The organism is Spiroplasma sp. TIUS-1, from assembly GCF_010365785.1.
Taxonomy (GTDB): domain Bacteria; phylum Bacillota_I; class Bacilli_A; order Mycoplasmatales; family Mycoplasmataceae; genus TIUS-1.
This window is the reverse complement of record NZ_CP048387.1, coordinates 657,331-683,067: the sequence shown is the minus strand read 5'-3', so window position 1 is coordinate 683,067 and position 25,737 is coordinate 657,331. Positions and strand designations below refer to the sequence as shown.

Here is a 25,737-nt window from a genome sequence, read left to right as displayed (position 1 = left end):
TAAAAAAGCCACGATTAAATATCGGTGGTTTTTTTATTTTGTTAGAGTGGGTTAGATGAAATTAAGATATAGAAGCACAATTAACATTACAACAGTTGCTTGTTATTCTGCACTAGTATTTGCAATACAAGTGGCACTTGCCTTTATCCCAAATGTTGAATTAGTCACGTTGTTATTATCTTTTTCAGTAATGTTATTTCCATTATGGATGAGTGCAAGTATTTGTATAGTATTTACAATGCTTGAAGCATTGGTATTTGGATTCATGCCTTGAGTTATTTTATATTTAATAATTTGACCCTTATTATGTGTGATAACTTTATTACTTAAAAAAGTTATTGAAAAACAATGATTAGTTTTTGTTGCTGTAAATACAACATTTGGCTTTTTGTTTGGATCAGTTGATACATTAATATTTTATATAATGTATGGGTTTGATGGCCCAGCAACTATGGCTTATTGGATTAAATCATTACCATTTGATGTAATTCATGGGACGTCAAACTTTGTAATAGCTTTAACATTGTATAAACCTTTGACTTCTTTAAAAGAAAGATTAAGTGAAAAATACAAATTCTAAAGGAGAGATGTATGAAAAAATTATTTAAGATATTAGCTGCTACAATATTTCTTTCAAGTACCTCATTAACTTTGGTGTCTTGCTTTCCAAAAGAAGTTGAAGTGTATTATAGTGCCAATGGTTATAAATTTATGACATCAGAAGAAACTAAAAAACAAGTGCCTTTGATAATGAATAAAATTGCTTCATTTGCTAATCCATATATGAAGGGTAATATTACTGATGAGCTTTACTTTAATATTAAAACTTGAGAAGAAAAAGATATGATATTAGGCCAACCGGTAAATGAAAGACAAAAAGAAATCATGCTTGATACTTTTTCTGCAAATCTTAGAATATATAAAATAATTAGTATTGATAGTATCTTGAATCCAGCTTTTTTTGAAGCAACTTGATCAAAAGTTAGTGATAATCAATTTTCAATTGATATTACATATGTTGGAACAAAAGTAGCAACTATGAGTGGTGAATTTTTTGTTAGCAATACAAACGAAATAAGTGAAATAAATGAAAATACATTTGTTCAAATTTCTGAAATGGCAGAAGGAAATAAAAAGATAGTGACTTCACCAGGAATGGGGGCTTTTTGAGGAGTTACATTTATTGGTGATAAATACACTAAAGAAGAACAAGTTCAACTTTGGGAAGAAGGTGGTAAGTATCAGTACTATGATTGGAAACCAAAACAAACAATGACTTGAAAGGGTGAACAAAAAATTGAAGTTGATGAGTTGAAACAGACAATGACAGATTATTTAACTTCAAGATTAATTACATCTGGAACAATTCAATCCAACCTAAAAATTGACTACGAGCAAGTTGATATGAGTACAAGTGGGTTTAAGGGTAGCTCTACAGAGTTTATTCCAAAAGAAGGGGTTTCTCCTGAAACGGCAGAAAAACATTATCAATCTATAAATATGGGTAATCCAAAAAATAATGAATATTTTTTTTACTTTGAAGAAGATAATGATTTTGGAGCTACAACAATTATAGATCCAAACTATCCATATATTTGATATAAAACAAGACCAGATCACAAAATAAAACAAGGAGGATCAATGTTCCAATCACATTTGGAATATAAATGATAATTATGAAATACAAAATAACAGCATATATAACATCAGTAGTTATGGCAATATCTATTTGTGTCGCAGCACTTTTGGGATTCAAGTTAATGAACTATAAGGATGCAATAGGAAATTCAGGGAACGATAGTGTTCTTTTAATAAATGTACAATGAGATGACGAACATGGTAAAAGTCAAAAAGATAAAAAAATTTATAGTGATGTCTATGGTCGATCACTATACTCGATTATAAAAGATGATGAATATTTTACTGTGACAAAAACTGGAATGGTTAATTCAATTAATGGAATTGATGGAACAAAAAATCCATATTGAATGATGTACTCTACTACAAATGTCAAATGTATCAACAATCCAATTATAAAAAATTCTTGTGAGGTTGGTTCTGCAGAATTAATCTTAACCAATGTAAATGAAGTCACTTTTAAACTTGAGCACTATGGATATGCTTAAGATTTCTGAGTTAAATAAAACTTATGGCAAAAAGCAAGTTCTTTTTGACATAAACCTTGAAATTAATAAGGGTGAATTTGTTGGTTTGATTGGAAATAATGGGGCGGGTAAGACGACATTAATTAAAAGTATATTTGGAGAAATTGGACTAGACAGTGGATCTGTAACTTTAAATGGTGAGGATGTTTATAAAAGCGGTGCAATTTCAAAAATGTCATTTTTTCCTGATTCAAATAGTTTAAGACTGAATATAAACTTAATTGAATATTTAGACTATATTTCGTCCTTAAATGGAATTGAAAACAGAAAGGTAAAAATAGATAAGATTATTGAACTGTTAAAGTTAACACCTTACGTAAATAAAAAACTCAACCAACTTTCAGCTGGTTGAAAGAAAAGAGCTATTATGGCTTTTTGTTTAATTAATAATCCAGAAATTATTATTTTTGATGAGCCGACAGCCAATTTGGATATAGATTCTAAAATTGAGTTTTTAAGAATAATAAGATTTATAAATGACATGGGAATTACAGTTGTAGTTACAACACACTTAATTGAAGAACTTCAAAATAATATAAACCATTTAGTAATTTTAGAAAATGGAAAAATTATTTATGATGACAAATTTAATATTGAAACTGAAAGTATTAAAGAAATATATTCAAGAAAAAATAATGTTGAGGAAATAGATTTAAATGAATTACAGGGCCTATTTAAATAAAAAATTATGTGTTTTGAAACAGTGCATGATTTCAATTTTAAAAAATTGATTTTTAGTTGCAATAGTATTTCTATTTTTAGTTTCAGCAGTTGTTTATAGTATTTTGATTGATAGAATTAAAAATACAAATATAAGTGAGTATTTATCAAACACTAAAACAACAAATCAAATATATTTAATTATTGATTTTACTTTTATAACTATAATAAACTTAATATTGGCCAACATACTATTTTCAAGTCATATTAAAAACGGACTATATTCAATTGAAAAGAGATCTGGAGTAAAAATTAGAGAAATATTTTTGGTTAGATATTTTGTAATATGTTTATTTTCACTATTTGTAATCTCATTCTTATTGTGTTTTAAATTAATAGGTTTGATTTCAATAAACCCAGATAGGAGTTATGTAACTGTTGATAAAATTATGTTCTCTTATTTGGCAAATATAATATTTAACATATTAATAATTAATTTATTAGTCATAGGATTTTTCTTATTTAATAGAGTAATCACAATGATACTAATTTTGTTATTTGTATCTTCAAATGTTATTTCCCCAATAATATTTAATATAAGTTTTACAGGTTCAATTGCTAATAGTGTGAAACTAACTAACGCTCGAGATTTAGCTTCATCAAATGCCAAATTGAATATTGGGAAAAGTTTTTCTGATTTCATTGATGATAACCAGGAATATGAATTCTTGCGAAATGATTTTTCTAGTCTTGACATAAGACTAGATGAAGGTTCTGCACAAAAATCTTGACAATTATATGAAAGAATTTTTTATTTTGGAGACATCAGAAATGAAGGAATCTATGATCAATTGAAAATTAATTTGGACAATAACCTAAGCACTGATCCTGAATCTAATATTTATAAGATGCTGGAAGGTATATCAAAAGCAAATGAACAAATTGAACAAAATAATAACATCAATGATTGAAATAAACTAATGTTCAATAAACCAAATCACAGTTTTCTAGAGCCAAATAATTACTTAAATAAATTAATAAGTTTAAATATTGAAAACGGAAAGTACAACAAATTATTTAAGTACTTTTTAAATGAGTTTGATAATTTTTTCTTAATAAATGAAATGATAAATTCAACAGCATGAAGTGCCATCCGTACTACAGGTTCAATTTTTGAATATGGACTATTTGATACAGACGGTGAAGTCAGTTTAAACCAATTTAGACGTGATTATGTAGATCCTGGTGAAGTTACATTTTATTGATTGTTATTTCAAACATTAAGATACTCATTGACTATTGATTCAAAACAAATAAGAACATTTTATAGAGAACAACCATCATATGACACATATATGATGTTTAATATGTTTAATTATTTGCCATTTATTGCTAATGGTAATTCAATTAATAATAGGATTTTTGACGATATATATGCAGTTAATGGATTAAGTTTTGTTCAAACTCCAAGATTCTCATATGATTTGAATGTTGGTAAAGAATTTGAACAATACAAATCAAATACTGGTAAAGCTAAAGATATTAGAATTGATAGGGCATATCGTGTTTCAGAAAATGAATTAAAAGCAATTAAAGTAGGTAAACTACAAGCCAGTACAAACTATATATTAGTAGTATTGTTTGAAGTTTTAATTTCAATAATATTGTCACTTGTTGGATATTTCAACTATAAAAGAATTTGAAAATAAATATTTTTTTGAAAAAAATAAAATATTGGAAAATATTACAAGATATGTCTTGTATTTTTTTTTTTTTTTGTAATACTTAAATTGTACTTAATAAGATTAAGTTACAATTTATATAGGAGAAAAAATATGAATAAACCAACTTGAAATGGGTTTAGTTCTGGTTTCAAAGCTCAATCAAAAGCCTTTGGAAAAGGAATTATGCCTACTCTTTCCAAGTTATCTAAAGCTTTCTTATTACCTATAGCATTGTTACCTATAGCCGGGGTTTTCCTAGGTGTAGGGGCGGCAATTGCTAATCAAGGTAGTGCAGCTGGAATTAATGATGTTGGGATCTGACAAGGTCCTGACTTCGTTTGATACTTAGGAACATTTATGAATAAAATCGGTGATGTTTGTTTTGGAAACTTACCAATATTATTCTGTATTTCTGTTGCTCTAGCATATTCTAAAGACTCAGGTATTGCAGCTATTACTGCTGTAGTAGGGTTCTTAGTTATGAACGGAGCACAAGCAGCGTTAATTCAACCACTAAATCATATAGTAACAGCTGAAGAAGCTGCAAAATATTTAGATGAATTTATTAAAACTCTTAGTGATGAGCAAATTGCATTAATTTCAAGTTTAAATGGAGCACCTTGAACAATTGCAGAAGGTTGAGAAGCATTGAACTCAGATGCGCTAGGTTATTTACAATCAATAGCATCTCAAAATGGTGTCTTATTAACTGGTAACAAAACTCCAATCCTAGGTTCAGATGGGCAACAAGGATTTTCATTATTATGATATGGAGTTATTAATAGTGGATTGATTACAAACAACATTGGTATTCAATCATTGAATACTGGGGTTTTTGCTGGTATATTTGTAGGAGCAATTGCTGCGGCAGCTTACAACAAATATCACACAATTCAATTACCATCAGCAATCTCATTCTTCTCAGGTACAAAATTTGTTCCAATTGCAACTTTTGTATTTGTATTACCATTATCATTTATCTTTATGTTCATTTGACCTCTATTGGGAACTGGTTTAGCAGTTTTGGGGGAACAATCAGGTAAAGCGCCAATGGGTGTTTCTTCATTCATATTTGAAATGATTGAAAGATCACTAGTACCATTTGGACTTCACCATGTATTTTATGCACCATTATGATGAACTTCAGCTGGTGGATCTATTTCAGAAACAATTAATAAAGCCAATGAGGCATTTACAAGTGGTGGAACTTATAATGGGTTAACTGTAGAACAATTTATTGAAAAAGCTACAGCATTTACAGGTACAACATTTACTTGAAGCGACTTCTTTACAGCAGTAAGTACAAATGAAGCCTTATATTCAAAAATGGGTGACCAATATATGATGGCAGCCGTAATTTCAAACTTGAATAACGAAGTTGGAATTAACTTCATGTCATTCGAATATTTAGGTCTAAACATGGGACAATATCAATCAGGTAAATTTGGATTCATGATGTTAGGATTGCCAATGGCAGCCGTAGCGATGTTTCTAAATGTACCTAAAGAAAATAGAAAAAACGTTATGGGTATTTACTTCTCTGCAGCGTTTACATGTTTCTTAACAGGTATTACAGAACCATTAGAATACACATTCTTATTCTTAGCACCATGATTATTCTATGGTGTACATATGCCATTAGCAGCTATCTCATTCGGATTTGCTGGATTAATGGGAACACACATTTCTATGACAGTTTCAGGTGGATTCATCGATTACATCGTATTTGGAATCGTACCATTCTTAGCTGGAGCTATGAGTGCTATGTCAGCATTTGGAATCTTAATAGTTGTCGCCGCTATGGGACCAATTTATTTCTTCGCATTCTACTATGCAGTAAAATATGGAAAAGTAATGGTACCAGGTCGTGACGGAAGTTCTGATGCGCAATTAGCAACTAAAGCAGACTACAAGGCTGCTAAAGGAATTGAATCAGAAGGAAACGTGGTTTCATCTGGATCAGCTAAAGACGATAAAGAAGATGCTCGTATGGAAAAAGCTAGAAAAATTATAGAATTCCTTGGTGGTGAAGAAAATATCTTAGATGTTGATTCATGTGCTTCAAGATTACGCTTAACATTAGTAGACAATACAAAATTTGATAAAGCAGGAGTTATGTCTCTTGGTGGAACAACTGGAGCTCTTGTAAGAGGAACTCAAACAGTTCAAATTGTTTATGGTGGGGAGCAAGAAGCTATTAAACCAAGAATGATTAAAATTCTAAAAGAACAACGTGCAGCTAAAAAAGCCGCTTAGTTAACAAATATTCTCTTTTGAGAATATTTTTTTTATTTTTTTAAAAGAAAGAGTGGAACAAAATCCACTCTTTTATTAATTTAAAATATTAAGCAACTCCACAAATTTTTAAAACTAAATCATTAATGATTGTGTTTTTAGCAAATATGTACAACAAGTCTTTTTCTTTTAACATTGTATATTCATCAGGAATAATAATTTTACCATCACGTCTAATTTGAACAATTGTAAATTCTTTATTTGCAGCTAAGTTATTATCTTGAATTGTCTTATCGAAGTTTGTTTCTTCTAATAAATCTAATTTAACAAAAATATATTCATCATCAATTGATTGAACATCAACGTCAATATCGAATAATGATTTTGTCGCAATTAATTTACCTGATATTTCGTTAGGAATAATAATTTGTGTTTCTTTAAGACCTAAAGCTAACAACATACGCTTATGTTTATCATCATTAGTTTGAACTAAGAAGTTATCAATACCTAAGTCAATTAAGTTAAGGGTAACTGTTAAAGAAGAATTGATGTTTGAACCCATACATACAATAACACTATCAAATTGACCAACACCATTCTTTTCAAGTGTACGTTTTATTGTACAATCAGCAATGATTCCTTCAACAAATTCAAACTCATCCATATATAAGTTTAATTTATCTTCATTAATATCAAATAAATTTACTAATTGTTTCTTTTTATCAAGTTCACGAGCGATAGATATACCAAGGTTATTGGCTCCAATTATCGCAAATGTTTTTTTCTTTTTTGCCATGTTGCTAACTCCTTATAAACTTATATAATTATACAATAATGTCTATAAGTTGTATAATGATATTAATTCAAAAGGAGGTGGCTTGTGAAAACAAATAATTCAGTTGAAAATACTTCAAAAAATTTAGAAGAAACTAACATCTCTGATGACGTTAAAGAACTTCGAGAAGAAAAGAGGCGTTCAAGAAAAGATAAGATAAGAGAGCGTAGAATTGAATCTAAAAAATGAGTAAGAGAATCATCATTTTTTGCTAAAGTTAAAAAGGCAATGCCTTTCTCAAAAGTAATTGGTAAGATTTTTATGATTTATCTATTTACAGTTTTGTTTACAGGATTCTTATTAATGATTCCTGGAATTATTTCAGTAAGTGGTTCGGAATATAATTGAGATTACATATCTGGAATATTTAATGCTTCTGCAGCTCTTTCAGATACAGGTATTGTAACTGCGCCTGTTTGATCAACATACACTTTCTGAGGTCAGTTAATATTACTAATTCTATTTCAATTGGGTGGAATTGGAGTGCTAACAATTAAAATTACTTTATTGATTATGCTTAACAAAAAGATTTCTGTAAATGATCAAATTACAGCACAAACAGAACGTGGTGGTATTGCTTTATCTAATACAACAGAGATGATTAAAGATGCATTTGTATTCTTGATTATTGTTGAAATAATTGGATCATTTGTACTGTTCTTTGGATTTTATTTTATTGAAGTAGACCATGATTCGTTAATGCAAGATGGTAAGGCAATTGGTCAATCACCATTTAGAAACTTTGAAATGTCATTGTGGTTTTCAATTTTCCATTCAGTAAGTGCTGTTAATAATGCAGGTATGGATATATTTTCAGATAATTCTTTACAAGGGTACAATACAAATCCATATGGTTATTCAATACAATCAGTGTTTTTAATTCAATGAGTTATTGGTGGACTTGGTTATCCAACTTATCATGATGTAAAGAAAAAAATTAGAGCTATGAAAACAGGTGAACATGTTCAATTCTCATTATTCACAAAATTAAACTTTACTGTTTATTCAGCATTATTCTTTATTGGACCTTTATTGGTATTTTTCACAGAATTATCATCAGGACAAGATTCAAATATTTTATATACACATAATATTTCAGATGGAGTCGATACAGTGACTGCAGTATCTTGACATAAAGGTTTATTTGATATAGTTTTCAATGTTAGCGCTTCGCGTAACTCGGGGTTTACAACAATTGATATTAGAAGCATGAATGAAGGTTCAAGAGTAGTTTTATCAACATTAATGTTTATTGGTTCTGCTCCTTCATCAACTGCTGGGGGTATTCGAACAACCACCTTTGCTATCTTATTAATTCTATGTTGGTCAGTTATTAGAAATAAAAAATCTGTTTCTGCTTTCTCAAAAACTATTCCACAAGATACAGTTAGAAAATCTATGGCTGTGTTTGTAGTTTCTATGATTCTAAGTGTAAGTATGATATTTATAATATATGTAGACAGTTATACGCAAGCAATGGCTGAGGGCTTTGATATGACAGATATTATGGTTCTAGTTTTCTCAGCATTTGGTACGGTAGGATTTTCACCATATAACACTCATATAATTACAAGCTTTGGAATGGCATCTAAGTTTGCATTGATTATTACTATGTTCATTGGTCAATTAGGTATATCAAACACATTACTTGCTTTTGTTAAGCCAAGTTCAAAAGAGAGATTTAAATATTTAGAACAAGATGTTATGATCGGTTAATTAAAATTCCTTTGGGAATTTTTTTATTTTGTGACGTTAACAATATTGGAGGTCTTATGAATTACGAACACAAAATAAAACTTGAAGATGAAAATAGAACACTTGAAGATTCACTAAAGGTAGTTAATAACAATGGAAAAATTAGATTTGGAATTGTTTATGTTAACTATGTTTTCAATAATGATGAAAAAAATGCTCACTATAAAATTTTTGTAAAACCAGCAATAAATCGAGAAGCTGATAATTTTAAAGAACAAACATATCAATTTACCTATGATAACTTTAGAACAAATATTATAAATGGTGATTCACCAAACTTCTTATTTTCAAAGGGCACACCATATAAGTCAATCGAAATACCTTATGAAAAAGTAGTAAATAATAAAATAGACATAGGGGTAAGAACTGTGGTTGATGGCAAAAATGAAATAGCTTTTGCTTCAATAGACTTAACACCAATATATAAAGATAACCAATTAGTTAATTTTGTATATGGAGACAGACCAAAGATGATTAAAGAATCAACATTAGATACTAAAATAGTTAGAACTAACTTTGCCAATTATAAATTTAATATCAATCAAATAAATAAATACAAAGAAGGATATTCACCAAAATTTGAGTTTAATAATGAAATTGAGTATGTTCAATTTGAATACGGAAATTATGATGACGTATCGTGAAGAAATATTAGTAAGCCTTTGCTAACTATTACAGAAACAATAGCTACAGGAGTAGTAGTTAATAAAAGCTCAATCAAATCCGAGGTTGTTTCTTATAATGATAAATTTGAAGATAACTATGAGGATGTTCTAAATTTTCAAGTTAATCAAGTAGGCAAAAACACGATTTTTGAATCTAAATTCTCAACAAGATATGATGATCAAAAACATATGGTTGTAAATGACAAAAATAATGCACAAAATTTTATTGTAAAAAATCCAAAAGCACATATAAATTCAGATATCAAATACGACATACAAATAGGTGCAATTCACTACTCTGCATTGTCAAATCTAAATTATGAAAGTAGAGTTGATGCAATGCTAAGTAATAGTGCAAAAGGAATATTAATTGAACAAACAAAATATGTTTGGAAACGTACTAATTTAACCAATCTTGACTTTGGTGATGATAAAAAAATAAAGGAAATAATTATGAATGCTAAAGAATCAATTAATTAAAAAGCTTGGATGAATTTCACTACTAGTTATGCCAACAATTTATATTCCTTCTGTAATTGTGTATAAAACTATTCACTACCTAAATTCTGGAGTTGACGTAATACAAGATGCGATAACTGAAGAAGTTGAGTCTGAAAATAAAATAAATATAAATGATGAATTAGGTTTTATTGAAATTGGTCCATTAAATAACATAAATGTATTTAATGTTATTCAACGAATAAACTTAATAAAAAAAACGAACTTTGACTATAGGGACTTTAATATCAATATGTTAAGCATCAAAGATGATATTGGCTTGGCAGAACTAATAGTAAAGAAAGAATCATCCAAGTATACACAAGACGAAAATGTGTTAGTCGAATACAGTGTTCAAAAAAGTGATCAATTAGAATTCACATCAAAAAGTATTGATATAAATTTTTCACTATTTGAAAAGATTGATATAGTTAAATTTGAAAGAGATGAAGTTTATATTGATAAAGATAATTTTGAAATGATATTTAATAAGAAGTTTTTAAAACTTGAGCCATTAAGTGAAAGAGTAGAATTAAAATTTTCTTATGACCATACTAATAAACCAAAAAATGTTAAAGCTATTTATGTTGGTTTTAATATACCATTTGAATGGTCTTATTCAATTGAATCAAAATAGTAGTTGCCTATTTTCTTATCGAGTAAATATATATATATAATGTATTTGTGAGGTAAATATGAACTATTTTGAAGAAATAAAAAAAGGACTAGTTGCAAAAGGTGCAAAAGGTAATATCACAAAAGAATCTGATTTAAAAGAAATTGGTATCGATTCACTTGACCTAATGGATAGTGTTGTTGATCTAGAACAAAAACTAAATATTCAACTTTCAGATGATACATTGATGAGTATTAAAACCATTAATGACATTATTGTTGCAATTGAAGAATTGGTTAAATAATGAATTCAACTGAAATGAATGATTTTTATATCAACAGATTAAAAGAATTAAAAATCAAATTAACTGAATTACGAATCAATATTATTAAAATAATTTCAAGAACAAAACACTTCACAATTAATGAACTTATAGATATGTTGAAGCAAATGGACAGTAAAGTAAATATTATGTCTGTTTATAACAACATTGATTTATTACTTGAAAATCACTTATTGTATGCAAATACATTTAATGGTAAATATATAATTTATGAAGCAATTAAACCTCATCTAATTCACATCAAATGTGATGAATGTTCGAAAATTATTGATGTTGATGATAAAAAGGAAAATACACAATTCATGAATTCTTTTATTAGTCTTGGTAAAAAATTTAACGTTGAAGTTAATCATTATAAAATTGAGTTACATGGAATATGTAATGAATGTAAATAAACATATTGCATTTTGTATATAATTACAAAAGGCAAATTATAGGGGTATAGTTCAATGGCAGAACATCGGTCTTCAAAACCGAGTGTTATCGGTTCGAGTCCGGTTACCCCTGCCAACTAGAAACAAAGCCACCTTAAAGGTGGTTTTATTATTTAGGAGTGTAGTTCAATGGTAGAACATTAGTCTCCAAAACTAAGTGCTGTGGGTTCGATTCCTATCACTCCTGCCAATAAGAAAAAAATAAACATGCTTAATTTGGGCATGTTTTTAATTTATTTGCTTTTATTTGCATAATACTTTTAAATTATATAAATAGAGGTTTACATGACAAAAGATCAATTTAATGATAAGGTTAAAGAATTTAAAAGTATTTTACTAATTGAAAATAAGAAATTAAAAGATATAAATCCTGATGCTGAAAAATTCTTTGAAAACAGAATTAACGAGATAGAAGACATTGTTGAAAGTGCTTCAAGGATGCTAGCAATTAATAAAGAAAATATTGATTATGGAAGTGTTTTGTTGACGGCCTCAAGAATGCATTTACGAGAAGTACAAGATTATTTAGAGACAGATGATGAAAACACAATCGCTGTTGCAGTTGACTCATTAGATCATATATTTAACTTCTATTTTAAAATACTAGATTTTATTATGCAAGATAAATCAAATTATAAAAAATCAATGGATGATTTAAACAATATAAGTGAACAAATTTTTAAGTCAATTTTAGGCAATGTAATTATGGGATCAATACGAGCTTTAAAAGAAAAAGGAGGCAATTCAGAAGTTACAGCTTACATGTTAAATAGATTTTCTGAAATTGGTTCTTATATAGATGACTCAATTAATATTTTGGGTAAAATAGAAGATAATATTGAATATGGTTCTGTTCTGTTGGTAGCTTCAAAAATGCAATATCTAGAAATGACTAAAGTTATCAAAGAATCTAAATTAAATCCTGGTGAATTAGTTAAATTTATTCTTAATTACATTGGTGCTATTTATTTTGAAGTGTTATTTGAAATAAAAAAAGTAAAAAATAAAATGTAAAAAATATGTTCTAAACGAACATATTTTTAATTAATCTTTTGGCACAAACATTAGTGTAAAGAAATTTACACCACCATGACAGGCAAATACTGTAGGAAGATCTTCTTCTCTAAAAGTGATTTTATGTTTGTTTAGGGTGTCAATAACTGATGATTTAATTGTTTGTTTCATTGCTGTTGATCTAACAAATAAAACATCTCTATTAGTAATAGTCTTAATTTTATTAGCATACTTCAACATGTTTTCAACAGCCGCGTCAATTTTGCGTGACATTCCAATTTTTTTAGGTGGAACTGTTCAATGAATAGCAATTTTTGTATTAAGCGCTGCAAGAATAGAAACCATCATTCCTCCACCACGTCCTGATTTGGCAAGTCTTTTAATATCACCAGGAACAAACAATATTGCAGATTTTTTACTAAATTCAGTTACGAAGTTTTGAATATCTGCAACCTCAGTTAGTTCTCCACTTTGTATTTTTTTATCTAAAGCAAATGCTAAGTATTTAATCATGTTTCCATCTGTTGTGTGGTCCATGATTGAAACCTTACCAGCAACTTCTTCTTCTTTGGAAACCATAAAAGCCGTTTTAATCATTCCTGATAATTTTTCAGAAATTGTAATATGAATTATATGATCATATTCTTTTAGCATTTCTAGGTAAAATTCTTTTAATTTACCAGGAGAAGCAAGTGAAGTAGTTATGTCATCTCCATTTTCAATTAATTCATAAACTTTGTGACTTTCAATGTTTTCAATTGTATCGTCGAATTCAGTTGTTTTATTGTGAATAACAACCAAAGGAATAGTTTTAATGTTTTTTCCAACTAACTCTGATTCCAATATTCTAGCTGAACTATCAACTAATATTCCGTATTTCATATTATATTTTCTCCTTCATGTCGCACATAAATGCAAATACCTCTAAACCGATGTGGGCTGATAAAACGTAAGGTATATAAACCACTGTTCCTATTTCAATTCCAGCATCTTTTAGTTGTTTTAATATATAGTCTGAATCACTTGTGTTTGAAAGTGATCAACCAATTTCAACTTTTTTAACATTATCTTTTTTCAATTGATCAATAGTTTCGTTAACAGCCTTTTTTCATGTTCTAGCTTTACCGAATTTATCAATCTTTCCATTTCATTTTAAGATAGGGCAAATTTTTAACAATTTAGCTAACATAGCTACAGCAGGAGTGATTCTTCCACCAGCAACTAGTCTTTTTAAATCCTGAACAATAATAAAACCATTTATTGATTCACATTCCTTATCAACTTTTTTAACAATTTCTTCAGCATTCAAACCTTCGTCTGATAATTGTTGAGTTCACTTGGCAATATATTGTTGTAAAAGTGAAATACCATTTGTGTTCACAACATGGACTCTACCGTCAAAATCCTTAGACAACATTTTCATTGTTTGGTATTGACCTGATAATCCACTTGAGATAGGTAGGTTGATTATTTCATCATATTCTTCCAACAACGTTTCTCATAGTTTCAAAACAACACCTGGATTAGATTGTGATGTAAGTAACCTTTCGTTATTTATGAGCATATCTTCAAATTTTTCTAATGTTAATGACTCGTCGTCATTGTAATTTTTTCCATCTTGTGTTGTGATGATTAATGGTACAAAGTAAACATTATCGTTTTTAATGTGACCTTTAAATGATTGAATTCCACAAGAAGAATCCAATACTATTGCTAATTTCTTTTTCATATAATTATCCTTACTTCTAATAAATTTATTATATACTTGCTAAAAATAAAGGCAAATTATGTATTTATTATATTTTTTCGTCTAAGTCAGGAAAGAAAGCAAATGTTTCTAAACCAATATGTGCTGATAATACGAATGCAATATACATATCGATACCAACAACAATACCTGCATCCGCAAGTTCTTTTAAAATAAATTTTTTATCATTTTCATTTCTCAAAGATCAACCAATAATAATTTTTTTATTATCATCTTTTTTCAATTGTTGAACAGTTTCAATTACAGCCTTTTTTCATGTTCTAGCTTTACCAAACTTATCAATCTTTCCATTTCATTTTAAGATAGGGCAAATTTTTAACAATTTAGCTAGCATAGCTACAGCAGGAGTAATTCTTCCACCAGCAACTAGTCTTTTTAAATCTTGAACAACAATGTAACCATGTATTTTTTTACATTGCTCATCTAGTTGCTTAGATATTTCTGAACCACTTAATCCTTTTTCAATTAACTGTTCAGCTCATGATGCAATATATGTAAACAGTACAGAAATACCATTTGTATCAACTACATGAACTTTGCCATCAAAATCCTTAGACAACATTTTCATTGTTTGATATTGGCCAGACAATCCGCTTGAAATGGGTAGGTTGATTATTTCATCATAATCTTTTAATAGTTCTGTTCATTTTTCAATAACTTTTCCTGGATTAGATTGTGCTGTTAATAACTTTTGATTGTTATTGAGCAGTTCTTCAAATTTTTCAACTGTAAGATTCTCATCGTCATCATAACTTACACCCTGTGGCGTTGAAATAATCAGTGGTACAAAATGTATGTCTGCGCTTTTATTCACTTCTCTAAATTGTTTAATACCACATGAAGAATCAAGTATGATTGCTATTTTCTTTTTCATGTCTAGTTTCCCTTAAATTTATAATAGTATTATTATATATAAGAACAAAGGCAGAAATCATGAATTTACTAATAGCTTACAACTCAAGATTTAAAACAATTATTATTAAAATTTCTAACAAGCAAAGAACTAGCATTGTTGAAAATGAGGACATGACATTAATTTATTCTGGATCAGAATTAATTGGTATCAATGTTTTAAATGTTGAATTAGATAATAAAATTTCAAGAAAAGAATTGGAAATGATTGCATTAGATAAAATTTCACATGTGCTAGATGTTCAACAAATAAATAAAGAGCCTCAATTTATTGTAGTAGAAGTAATTGAGTGTGAAAAAATTCCAGATACACATTTGAGTTTGTGCCAAGTTAAAACTGGAAAGGAAATAATTCAGATTGTATGTGGAGCCAGCAATGTAAAAGCTGGTATGAAAACTATTCTTGCGAAAGTAGGAAGTTGAATGCCCAATGGTTTATTTATTGAACAGGGAAAATTACGAGGTCATGATTCTTTTGGAATGTTATGTTCTGCAAAGGAATTAAATTTAGATAAATTTAATGAAAAAGGAATAATTGAATTATCAAGATTTACAAAAATTGGTAAGTCACTATGGGAGTTATAAAATGAAATATAATATACAAATTGATAAACGTGTTTTAGACAATTATTTTTGTTCTGATTATTTTGATAAGTCACAAAAGATTGCTAAAGCAATTAACTCAAAAGCTATTGTAACAATGCAATGGTTTCAAAGAAAGGATAACTCAACTGTTGCCGGGCTTGAATATATTTTTGAAATTTTAAGATTATCTGGATTATCAAATAAACTTCAAATTGAAGCAATAGAAGATGGAGAGGTTGTTAACAATTTAGAACCAGTATTAAAAATTACAGGTAAATATAAAGATTTTGTGCATTTTGAAGGGCTATTTGATGGTATTTTAGCACGTGCAACAACTGTTTCTACAAATATTAGAACAATTAAAAAAGCGGCTAACGGTAAAGCTATTTTAAATATGAATGATCGTGGAGATTATTTTTTGAATCAGCAACTTGATGGATATGCTTCATATGTTGGAGGTGTTGATACATTAGTTACACCAGCTTCTACAGAAGTTGTAGCTAAATTAGTTGCCAAACCAACTGGTACACTACCACATTCACTAATTGCATTATTTGATGGGGATTTAATTGCAGCACTACACGAATATAAAAAACAATTTCCAAATAATAATTTAGTTGCATTGGTAGATTTTAATAATGATGTTATTACTGATTCACTAAAAGTAGCAAATGAATTTGGTAAAGAGTTATTTGCTGTAAGAATTGACACATCTGTATCAATTGTAGATAAATCACTTCAAACACTAAAAGAAAAAGACAAAGAGCTACATGGAGTAAACCCAACTCAAGTTAAAATGTTAAGAAAAGCATTAGATGAAAATGGTTTTAATCATGTGAAAATAATTGTTTCTTCAGGATTTGATGATAAAAAAATTAAATACTTTGAAGATGAAAAAACACCAGTTGATATTTATGGTGTTGGTGAATTTATATTATCTAATAAAATTAACTTTACTGGTGATTTAGTGATGGTTAATGGAATTGAAAGATCAAAAGTAGGTAGAAAAAACTCAAGCAATAATAAACTTAAAAAAATTATTTTATAAAAGGAGTCATATGTGAAAAATATTCAAACCTAAAAATAAAGAAACAAAACAAACATTATCAGATCATGAAAAACAAGAGCGTAGTGTAATTCGTCAAAGTAGCTATGAAGATGATTGAATGTTGAATATAGAACCAGTATTAGAAGGTGATGAAGAAGCAGATGAAGAGGCTAAAAAATTAATTGAAGAAAATCACGGTAATTCTTCAAAAGTTGAAACAAAATCAGTTTCAAAATCAAAAGTTACAGAAGGGCCACTATCTTCAATTATTTCTGGTGCAAAAAAGACAAATGAGGCAAACATAGCTGAAGTTATTGAAGGAAGTGATACTCATAGGAAAATGGCGCTAATTGAAAAGATTAGAAGAGAAGGTGGTGAAATGCCTGAAGATGTATTCACAGATTTATCTAAATCATCATTTGGTTCAGAATACAAAAATCGTGCAAATAGTATATCTTCAACATATAAACCAATGTCTATTGAAGAACAAATTGAACAACGTCGTTTATTAAGTGAACAAAAAGCAAATTCAAGAAAGCTTACAATACCTCAACCTGAAGTAAAAAATGATATTGCAACTGAAATTCAAAAAAGAAAAGAATTAAGTCAAAAAGTGTTGGAACAAAGAAAACCTTCAAATGAAGAAGATAAAATAGAAAATGAGAAGGTGGAAACTATAGATTAGTTTCTATTTTTTGTCTTTTTTTATTTATACTCTTAATAGATATATAGATTAATAATATATATAAAGACTTGGAGGTTTTATGAATAGTAACGACTTAACTTTAACGCTTCTGATAATTATGATAGTTTTCTTTGTAATAGGAATTATTGTTTTTATCTATGTTGCGTTTGTGATGAGAAGATTTGGAGTGGCTGCTAAAAAAGTTAACTATTTCTTTGAGGATTTAACATATAAATCAGAGATGCTAAATTCTACTGCTGAAGCGGTTAATAGAATCTCAAACTATATTGATCTATTCGATGCATTTGCAAAACGTAATGTAAAAAGTTGAGCAAAAGTTGCAACTCAAAATAAAGATATTGCTTATAAAATTGTTGATAAACTAAGGGATTTTGCTAACTCATCAGATAGCGAGTAGGTGAATGTATGCTTAAAATAATAAAGATAATCGGTTGAGTCGGAGTTGGTATGCTTCTTGCACCAAAAAAAGGTCAAGAATTACGTGTTGACTTTGTTTCTTATGTTTCAAAATTTAAACCACAATTACAAAAATTAATTAACTCAATTGATGAAGTTTGAGAAAAATCAAATGAAGAAAGACATGATGAGCTTGCTGCTAAAGTAGATATTAAAATTAATGAAATAAGAGAATTAGAAGAAGAACTAGATATTGTTAAAACAAAAGAATTAGCATTCAAGATAATTCAAAAAATTGGAAAAGTTTCAGCACAAATTGCAACTGAAGTTGGATCATCAGATAATGTAAGGCAAGTTGCAAAAGAACTTACGGGTGTTGCTGTTAATATAATTGATAAAGCTGGTACAGCTTATGAGGAAGTTAAAAATAAATCTGAGATCATTGCAAATGATGTTGCTGTTGAATCGGATCAAGAAAAGATAAAAAGAGAAGAGAAACAATAATATGGATATTTTAAAAGAATTAAAAGATCGAGGAATTGTTAAGCAATTCACAAATGAAAAAAAAATAATAAACGCCCAAAAAAACAAAAAGGGCGTTTATTGTGGCTTTGATCCAACTTCAGATTCTTTACATATCGGTCATTTAATTCAAATTGTTAACTTAAAAAGATTTCAAGAATTTGGGTTTAATGCTATTCCATTAATTGGTGGAGCAACAGGTATGATTGGTGATCCATCATTTAAATCTGATGAGAGAGTATTATTAAACAATGAAGATGTTATTAAAAATAAAACAGCAATTGCAAATCAACTTAAGTCAATGTTGGGTGAAAAAATTAAGGTTGTTGACAACTTAGATTTTTATAAAGATATGAGTATTTTGGATTTCTTAAGGGATGTAGGAAAACACTTTAATTTATCGTACTTACTAGCAAAAGAAAACATCGCAACTAGAATATCTACAGGATTATCAATTACTGAATTTTCATATACAATGTTGCAAGCGCATGACTTTAAAACATTATATGTAGATTATGATTGTCATATTCAATTTGGTGGATCAGATCAATGGGGTAATATTACTTCAGGATTAGATTACATATCTGATTTTGATAAGAATCACAAAGCTGCAGGTATAACTTTTAACCTTTTGACTAAAAAGGATGGAAAAAAATTTGGTAAAACAGAATCTGGAACTATATGACTAGATTCAAGTAAAACTAGTGAATATGAACTTTACCAATTTTTTATTAACCAAGAAGATGATGAGTGTGAAAGTTTATTAATGTTTTTAACTACGCTATCAGTAATTGATATTAAAAAAATAATGGTTGATCATAAGAAAGAACCATTCAAAAGATTAGCACAAAAAAGATTAGCAAAAGAAGTTGTCACATTTGTGCATGGTAAGGAAGGATTAGAAAAGGCCTTAAAAATTACTGAAGCACTATTTAGTGGAAATGTTGCTTCATTAGACAAAAATACATTAAGTAGCATTTTAAAAACAATGAGTATAGTATCTATAAATAAAGTAAAAAGTATTAATGAATTATTTATTTCTTCAGGAGTATGTAGCTCTAATAGAGAATTCAGGGAACTTCTTGAATCTGGATCGCTATACATTAACGACGAAAAAATAAATACAGCAGACGTAGATGTGACACCAAACATGTTCATATCAGATAATAAAATTTTAATTAGAAAAGGTAAGAAAAAATACTACTTAATTAAAATGGCATAGGAGTACTTATGAAAAGTTTCAAGTTGTTATTCAAAAATGGTTTTAAACAATTATTTCAATTTAAATTTAGTCTTTTGGCTATTTTAATTTTGGCAATGATCGGAAGTTTAGTAATTTCAACATCAGTTTCTACTATGAAGAAACTAAATCATGAATTTAATAAAGTGGTTAATAGTCAAGAAAAATTTTCAAACGTATATGAAAACACAACAGAAGTGGGATTGGGAGAAGACTTTGGTTATCTTCCATTTTTAGACCTTGTTTCAAAAGAACAATCAACAAGTGCTTTCATCAACTTCTCAGGTGAGGTTCAGTCAAATATAAATTTAAATTTAGTTGATGATTCGTTTATTGGTAAATATTTTACAAGTGAACAATTTAAAAAAATATTCCCATTTTTATTGACTTTATATTCAACAGAAAGAAGAGGTAATCATTTCACAATGATTCCTCACACAACTATTAATAATTATTTCACTCCAGATTTAAGCGGAATTAATAATCAAGATTTTAAGAATCAATATGGTGAATATGTAAAAAAATGAATACCAAAAAATATAGATGATTTAAGCTTTAAGTTACAATCGAGTGAAAATACATTAACAGTTGATTCAGATAAATCAACTTGATATTCGTATGCTACTGATATATTTTTTAATTTTTATGTAGATTATTTATCTTCGTCATCGGATGTGGAGCTAAGAAAAACTCTAATTGGAGAATATACCCTTGCAAACAAAAGTTGATTTAAAAGTTTTGAATCAAATACATGAATTAAAAATTTGGAATTAAACGAGTCCAATCCTCACTTTGAAATGTATAAATATGTACACTTTTCACTTTCTACACTTATTTCTCAAGTTATGTTCATGAGTGATGAGTTTTATAGTTTATTTAAAGCTAAAAACGATAACTTTAATTGATATGAAAATATGCCTGTATATACATATGCATATATTTTTGGAAATGCATCTAAATACGAAGACAAAGACGAAGTCTACAAAGAGGGAAATAAAGTTGTTGGGGAAAACAATGTAATATATGATCACGATTGAGAAAAATACATAGCAGATCCTTATGAAAGATTTAATTTTACAGAATTAGTTAATTTCAAATCAGTGTATGAAGGTTCCGATCCAAATAAAGAACCTAGTTTTGAAAATATAAAAGATATGAAAAATCTTGTTCCTGCTTTTGACATTAAACCTGATGGTGAATTTAAAAATAATGATTTTAAAAATATTCTTTTATATAACGGCGGATACAGAGGGGTTTTAAATCCAGTTGTGGCTATTAATCGTAATGAAAGTATAGCTGAATCTGTACCTACAATTATTGCTAAAAATGATTTCAAATCATTAACAGGTATAACTGATGGTGTGTATAAAAATAAATTACAACTAAATGTTACACAATCTCAATTATTATCAGCATTTTATCAATCAGATGAAAGTACTGAAAGGGCAGCTGGAATTTATGGCATAGATTTTGAGTCTTTGTTTGAACAAATTAATTCAGATAGTGCTCAATTCCAACCAATTAGCCACTGAAAATATAATGTACATGAAAATGTATATAATAACCCATTAAATTATTACTATAAAATGCATTTAAAAATGGCAGCTAAATCAGCTAATATGGATTTAACAGTTCGTGATGAATTGATTTATTCTGATATTTTAGCAGGTAAAAAATATAGATTAATTACTATGGACTCTCTTGAAAAAACAAACTTTGAATTAATTGAAGGTACTAAACCTTTAAGTCGTGGAGAAGTGGCAGTTAGTTCACAATATGCAAAATATAATAATGTTAGAGTTGGTGACTTATTAAAAATCGGTAAATCTAACTTAGCTGTTTCTGGTATTGCAGTTGATGCATATTCATTCTTTCCAATAGTAGATGCTACAGTTCCAATTCCAAAACCAAGAACTTCTGGAATTATGTATCTACAAAAAGAGACATTGAATGAAATTTTTAAAAATGATTTAACTCAAATAGATATGTCTAGTTATAAGCAATCAATTTATTTATTTGCAAAATCAGATGAACAAAGAAATGAATTTTTATATAAAGCAAACCTATCAAAAAATAACTCATACCAAAACTACTTAAATTTTGGTAATTCAGATCAAATTACCCCAATGAACTTAAAGAGTTTTGATAACAGTACAGAAGCATTAAACTGAAAAGTTTTTGAACTTTTCAGTGAAATATTCTTTTGATCAATTTCGGGCATTGTTTTAGTTATTATGGTTGCTATTGCGCTTATGCTGTTTTTAGTTATTAAAAAATCAATTCAAATGAACTTAGAAAAAATAGCTATTTTAATTTCAATTGGATATAAACCAATTGAAATTTCAGTAAGTTATGTTTGATATGCAATTATTATTACAGCTATTTCAGTGCCATTAGGTTGAATAGTTGGGACGGTATTACAATTACCAATTGAAAGGTTATTTCAAGATTTCTTTACAATCGACGCTAAGAAAATAGCAATTAGTGCTGAGGCATTTATTATAACATTTGCCCTTATGGGAATAGTAATTGGATTATTTTTAACAATGTTGATAGCATGGAAAAAAATGTCAAAACCTTACATAGAATTGATGAATGAAAATAAAGTTCCAAATACAAGTAAAATATTTAATTTTCTTAAGAAAAAAGTATTTGGTACAAAGGGATTTAAAAGAAGATTTGCATTTGATGTTGCTGCTGGAGCATCAAAAAGTTTATTTTTAATGTCAATGCTTATTGTCGTTTCATCACTAATGATTTCAAACCTGGTGTTTATTCCTTCAGTAGCATTAACAACCAAGTCAAAATATAATGAAAATGTCAAATATAAAAATGAATTTAAATTTAATGATCCAATAACTAATGATCCGTTAGCTTCAAGAAACATAAACTATTGAGCGGGTGTTAGTGACAATATTAACAACATGATTGATATTAATTATGAAATTGGTAAATCAAAAGATACAAGAATTATCAATAACTATAATGGATATAAATCAATATCTTCTAATTCATCGTTTATGCCTCATTTATTGTATTCATCAACTAATAATTCGGGTGATAAAAAACAATTTATTAGAACTACATATGAAGATATGGTTAACGATCCATCTGAAATGCTATCAATTTTACTAGGTTCATTTATGTATAACTTGCATAACAATAATGGTAAAGCGTTGTCAATTGGTATGTTTGATCAATTAATAACTGAAACTTTAAATGAAAATAGTGGTCTTTCAATGAAAGCAAAAGCTAAAACTGCTGATAGACTTACAAAAATTATTGGTGGTTCTTTACCAACAATTTTGAAAATGGTTAACTTTCCAAACATGGAATTTAATGATGGGGATGATTGAAAAGAATCACTATTACGTTCATTTACAACAAAAGCACCTTCATATATTAAAGAATATATTGGTGTTAAAGAAAGGCAATCAGCAATTAACTTTGGTTTTAATACAGTAAACGTTGTACCAGGAAAAGACTCACTTGGAACAGAACTAAAACTAAATAGTGATAATGGAACGTTGAATGTTGTAGGGGTTGATAGAAACCAATCAGCGTTTGAAATACCATATAATTCATTTGATAAAATTTATGGTAGTGATCAAGAAATTAATGAAATTTATAAATACTTAAATGGAGAAACAAATACTGCACCAAAAAATAATCAGTATTTTGATTCGTCTACAAACACATTAACAATTCCAATGATAATTAACCAATCTGAAAAAATAGTTAATAAAATAAAGGTTGGAAATGAAATAAATAATATAAATGTAAATACTAATAAATATGTAATTAATACACCAAAAGGTGAAAAGGATTTTGTAGTTCCAAACGCTGCATGAAAATATGATGATACAGACTTCTTTCTTTCTGATTATTACCGTAACAATTTTAAAAATGAAAGTATTAATACCGATTTACAAAAATTATATACAACAGACTCAAATAACAAAATTCGTCACTATTATAAAAATGCATTTGCAATAGACCAAAACAAGATTTCATATAAAAATCAATATACTCATGTTGTAGTGGGTAACAAAGATGATTTTTACGAATCTCTTGATCCATATGCTGTTGAGTTCATAGGTGATGATTTCGATACCAGACGCGATTATGAGGCAAATATTGAAAATGTAAAGCTTAAAGAAAAAACATATATGTTTGGTGATTTTGTTTATGAACAAAATGGTCAAACTGAAGTCAAGGCTTCATATGTAAGACCTTATTACAACTATAGAAACTTTAAATTATTTATACCTGTATCTTCTATTGTAGGAAAAGATTATGATAAAAATTCACTAGAATACAAAGCTGATTTATCTAAATTTGTTTTAAATAATGGTTTGCTATCAACAAATAATAATTCATTAGTAAATTCAGGTTGAATAGATGATAAAAATAATCCAACAACTTCAGTTAAAACTGTATCAAAAGAAGAAGTTCCAACTGATACGCTTGATGCTTATAAAGCAGCAGGTAAAGAAGAATCAGAACTAGCTGACTGAGTTGTAATTAGACCTTATGATATAGATCCATTAACTGAAAGAAGAGGTCATGAACAATACTTATCAAAAGTAAGTCAAGAAGGTACTGGTCAATATTGATTAAAAAATATGTTGGATCGTGCAGATAAAGATGTGATGGGAATGAGTTCTCAACCAGTATCAAGTTCTAATCAAACAAATAAAAATGTTAAAGATTTAAAAGTAAAATTAAGAGTTGTCGGTGTAATGGATACCTATAATGGAGTAGGTATGATTACTAATTCAGATTTACTTAATTTATTAATATCAGTAGAAAACAATAAGCAAACTGTATTCGATCATTCTAGATTAGACAAATATCAAGAAGTCGGAACTGATGAAGGTATTAGGTTGTATGATAAAAAAGATTTCAATGTTTTTAATACTAAAGATTGATGAAAAGATGCATATATTTATACTTCAGGAACTGAAGCAAATAGAAAAAATCAAGTTAACAATTCAATTGTTAACAGATACTCTAATTCAATATATTCAAATGTATTAGAGCCATTGCAAATTACAACTGGTGTGTCAATGCAAACTGCTGGTAACTCAGCAACGTATGCACTCCATGATGATTTAAATACTTATGGTACTTCAATTGTTGAAACTAAATTATTAGCTGAACAAAAAGAGGTTATCGATCAATTGTTTAAAATAGCAATGTTTATTGCTCTAATATTTATAACAATTATCTTAATAATAGTTATTATTGTTATTTTGATTTCATCAGATATTTATCTATCAAAACTAAGAACATTTATTGTTTCATTGAAAGCATTTGGATATTCAAAACGCGAAATATGAGGTCTTGTATTTGGTGTATCATTTGGATTAGTAATATTTGCAACTATCTTTGGTTTCTTACTATCATGAGCAACAGTAAGTATTGTAATCGCATTTATTATCAAATTAGGTATGGCAGTACCATTTGTGGTATCGCCATTGGTCCCACTAATAACATTCTTATTATTGGTTCCATTATGAGCTATAGGATCATTAATAATATCAAACAAAATATTATTGTTAAAACCGGTTGACGGTTTTAAACAGAGTTAAATTTAATTTATTGACAAGGAGG

The 25,737-nt window shown here is 28.2% G+C and carries 23 protein-coding genes and 2 tRNA genes; 21 read left to right on the top strand and 4 right to left on the bottom strand.

Annotation, left to right across the window (positions count from 1 at the left end):
• Positions 1-55: 55 nt before the first annotated feature.
• The 6 genes from STIUS_RS03030 to STIUS_RS03005 all read left to right on the top strand — a co-directional run bounded on the left by STIUS_RS03030 (position 56) and on the right by STIUS_RS03005 (position 6,805).
• Positions 56-580 carry a hypothetical protein gene (locus STIUS_RS03030; protein ID WP_162649905.1) on the top strand — a complete coding sequence of 175 codons (525 nt, stop codon included), beginning with the start codon at positions 56-58 and terminating at the stop codon, positions 578-580.
• 11 nt (positions 581-591) lie between these two features.
• Positions 592-1,674 carry a hypothetical protein gene (locus tag STIUS_RS03025; RefSeq protein ID WP_162649904.1) on the top strand — a complete coding sequence of 361 codons (1,083 nt, stop codon included), beginning with the start codon at positions 592-594 and terminating at the stop codon, positions 1,672-1,674.
• A 2-nt stretch (positions 1,675-1,676) separates the two neighbouring features.
• Positions 1,677-2,126: a hypothetical protein gene (locus STIUS_RS03020; protein WP_162649903.1), complete on the top strand. Its 450-nt coding sequence runs from the start codon at positions 1,677-1,679 to the stop codon at positions 2,124-2,126.
• Positions 2,113-2,847 carry an ABC transporter ATP-binding protein gene (locus tag STIUS_RS03015; RefSeq protein WP_162649902.1) on the top strand — a complete coding sequence of 245 codons (735 nt, stop codon included), beginning with the start codon at positions 2,113-2,115 and terminating at the stop codon, positions 2,845-2,847. Before STIUS_RS03020 ends, STIUS_RS03015 begins: the two co-directional genes overlap by 14 nt.
• A gap of 25 nt (positions 2,848-2,872) precedes the next feature.
• Positions 2,873-4,534: a hypothetical protein gene (locus STIUS_RS03010; RefSeq protein WP_162649901.1), complete on the top strand. Its 1,662-nt coding sequence runs from the start codon at positions 2,873-2,875 to the stop codon at positions 4,532-4,534.
• A gap of 126 nt (positions 4,535-4,660) precedes the next feature.
• Positions 4,661-6,805, top strand: a complete 2,145-nt coding sequence (locus tag STIUS_RS03005; RefSeq protein WP_203234700.1) for a PTS transporter subunit EIIC — start codon at positions 4,661-4,663, stop codon at positions 6,803-6,805.
• 88 nt (positions 6,806-6,893) lie between these two features.
• Here the strand turns inward: STIUS_RS03005 and STIUS_RS03000 are convergent, their stop codons facing one another.
• The gene (locus STIUS_RS03000; protein ID WP_162649900.1) at positions 6,894-7,580 is read right to left on the bottom strand and encodes a TrkA family potassium uptake protein; all 687 of its coding nucleotides are present in this window, start codon (positions 7,578-7,580) and stop codon (positions 6,894-6,896) included.
• 84 nt (positions 7,581-7,664) lie between these two features.
• Here STIUS_RS03000 and STIUS_RS02995 point away from each other — a divergent pair, with 84 nt between their 5' ends.
• The 8 genes from STIUS_RS02995 (at position 7,665) to STIUS_RS02960 (ending at position 12,944) form a co-directional block, all read left to right on the top strand.
• Positions 7,665-9,335, top strand: coding sequence for a TrkH family potassium uptake protein (locus STIUS_RS02995; RefSeq protein ID WP_162649899.1), 1,671 nt, complete (start codon positions 7,665-7,667; stop codon positions 9,333-9,335).
• A 56-nt stretch (positions 9,336-9,391) separates the two neighbouring features.
• A complete protein-coding gene (locus STIUS_RS02990; protein WP_162649898.1) occupies positions 9,392-10,519 on the top strand; it encodes a hypothetical protein in 1,128 nt (375 codons plus the stop codon).
• Entirely contained in the window at positions 10,497-11,174 is a 678-nt protein-coding gene (locus STIUS_RS02985; protein ID WP_162649897.1) for a hypothetical protein, read from the top strand. Before STIUS_RS02990 ends, STIUS_RS02985 begins: the two co-directional genes overlap by 23 nt.
• 58 nt (positions 11,175-11,232) lie before the next feature.
• Positions 11,233-11,457 carry a phosphopantetheine-binding protein gene (locus STIUS_RS02980; RefSeq protein ID WP_162649896.1) on the top strand — a complete coding sequence of 75 codons (225 nt, stop codon included), beginning with the start codon at positions 11,233-11,235 and terminating at the stop codon, positions 11,455-11,457.
• Positions 11,457-11,891: a Fur family transcriptional regulator gene (locus tag STIUS_RS02975; protein WP_162649895.1), complete on the top strand. Its 435-nt coding sequence runs from the start codon at positions 11,457-11,459 to the stop codon at positions 11,889-11,891. Before STIUS_RS02980 ends, STIUS_RS02975 begins: the two co-directional genes overlap by 1 nt.
• A gap of 40 nt (positions 11,892-11,931) precedes the next feature.
• Positions 11,932-12,006 (top strand) — tRNA-Trp (locus tag STIUS_RS02970).
• Between the two features lie 39 nt (positions 12,007-12,045).
• Positions 12,046-12,120, top strand: a tRNA-Trp gene (locus STIUS_RS02965).
• A gap of 95 nt (positions 12,121-12,215) precedes the next feature.
• Positions 12,216-12,944 carry a hypothetical protein gene (locus tag STIUS_RS02960; RefSeq protein WP_162649894.1) on the top strand — a complete coding sequence of 243 codons (729 nt, stop codon included), beginning with the start codon at positions 12,216-12,218 and terminating at the stop codon, positions 12,942-12,944.
• A 30-nt stretch (positions 12,945-12,974) separates the two neighbouring features.
• On the opposite strand, the gene STIUS_RS02955 is transcribed toward STIUS_RS02960, so the two are convergent.
• The 3 genes from STIUS_RS02955 to STIUS_RS02945 all read right to left on the bottom strand — a co-directional run bounded on the left by STIUS_RS02955 (position 12,975) and on the right by STIUS_RS02945 (position 15,586).
• Complete coding sequence (locus STIUS_RS02955) at positions 12,975-13,826, bottom strand: DegV family protein (protein ID WP_162649893.1); 852 nt, start codon at positions 13,824-13,826, stop codon at positions 12,975-12,977.
• Position 13,827: 1 nt separating this feature from the next.
• The gene (locus STIUS_RS02950) at positions 13,828-14,673 is read right to left on the bottom strand and encodes a DegV family protein (RefSeq protein ID WP_162649892.1); all 846 of its coding nucleotides are present in this window, start codon (positions 14,671-14,673) and stop codon (positions 13,828-13,830) included.
• A gap of 67 nt (positions 14,674-14,740) precedes the next feature.
• Positions 14,741-15,586, bottom strand: a complete 846-nt coding sequence (locus STIUS_RS02945) for a DegV family protein (protein ID WP_162649891.1) — start codon at positions 15,584-15,586, stop codon at positions 14,741-14,743.
• A gap of 59 nt (positions 15,587-15,645) precedes the next feature.
• Here STIUS_RS02945 and ytpR point away from each other — a divergent pair, with 59 nt between their 5' ends.
• The 7 genes from ytpR to STIUS_RS02910 all read left to right on the top strand — a co-directional run bounded on the left by ytpR (position 15,646) and on the right by STIUS_RS02910 (position 25,715).
• Positions 15,646-16,209 (top strand): YtpR family tRNA-binding protein, encoded by a 564-nt coding sequence (gene ytpR / locus STIUS_RS02940; protein WP_162649890.1) that lies wholly within the window; start codon positions 15,646-15,648, stop codon positions 16,207-16,209.
• 1 nt (position 16,210) lies between these two features.
• On the top strand, positions 16,211-17,257 hold the full coding sequence (locus STIUS_RS02935) for a nicotinate phosphoribosyltransferase (protein ID WP_162649889.1): 1,047 nt from the start codon (positions 16,211-16,213) through the stop codon (positions 17,255-17,257).
• A gap of 10 nt (positions 17,258-17,267) precedes the next feature.
• Complete coding sequence (locus tag STIUS_RS02930) at positions 17,268-17,942, top strand: hypothetical protein (protein ID WP_162649888.1); 675 nt, start codon at positions 17,268-17,270, stop codon at positions 17,940-17,942.
• 79 nt (positions 17,943-18,021) lie between these two features.
• On the top strand, positions 18,022-18,360 hold the full coding sequence (locus STIUS_RS02925; RefSeq protein WP_162649887.1) for a hypothetical protein: 339 nt from the start codon (positions 18,022-18,024) through the stop codon (positions 18,358-18,360).
• An 8-nt stretch (positions 18,361-18,368) separates the two neighbouring features.
• On the top strand, positions 18,369-18,863 hold the full coding sequence (locus STIUS_RS02920; RefSeq protein WP_162649886.1) for a YtxH domain-containing protein: 495 nt from the start codon (positions 18,369-18,371) through the stop codon (positions 18,861-18,863).
• A 1-nt stretch (position 18,864) separates the two neighbouring features.
• The gene (tyrS, locus tag STIUS_RS02915; protein ID WP_162649885.1) at positions 18,865-20,103 is read left to right on the top strand and encodes a tyrosine--tRNA ligase; all 1,239 of its coding nucleotides are present in this window, start codon (positions 18,865-18,867) and stop codon (positions 20,101-20,103) included.
• Between the two features lie 8 nt (positions 20,104-20,111).
• Positions 20,112-25,715 carry an ABC transporter permease gene (locus tag STIUS_RS02910; protein ID WP_162649884.1) on the top strand — a complete coding sequence of 1,868 codons (5,604 nt, stop codon included), beginning with the start codon at positions 20,112-20,114 and terminating at the stop codon, positions 25,713-25,715.
• The last annotated feature ends 22 nt before the right edge of the window (positions 25,716-25,737 follow it).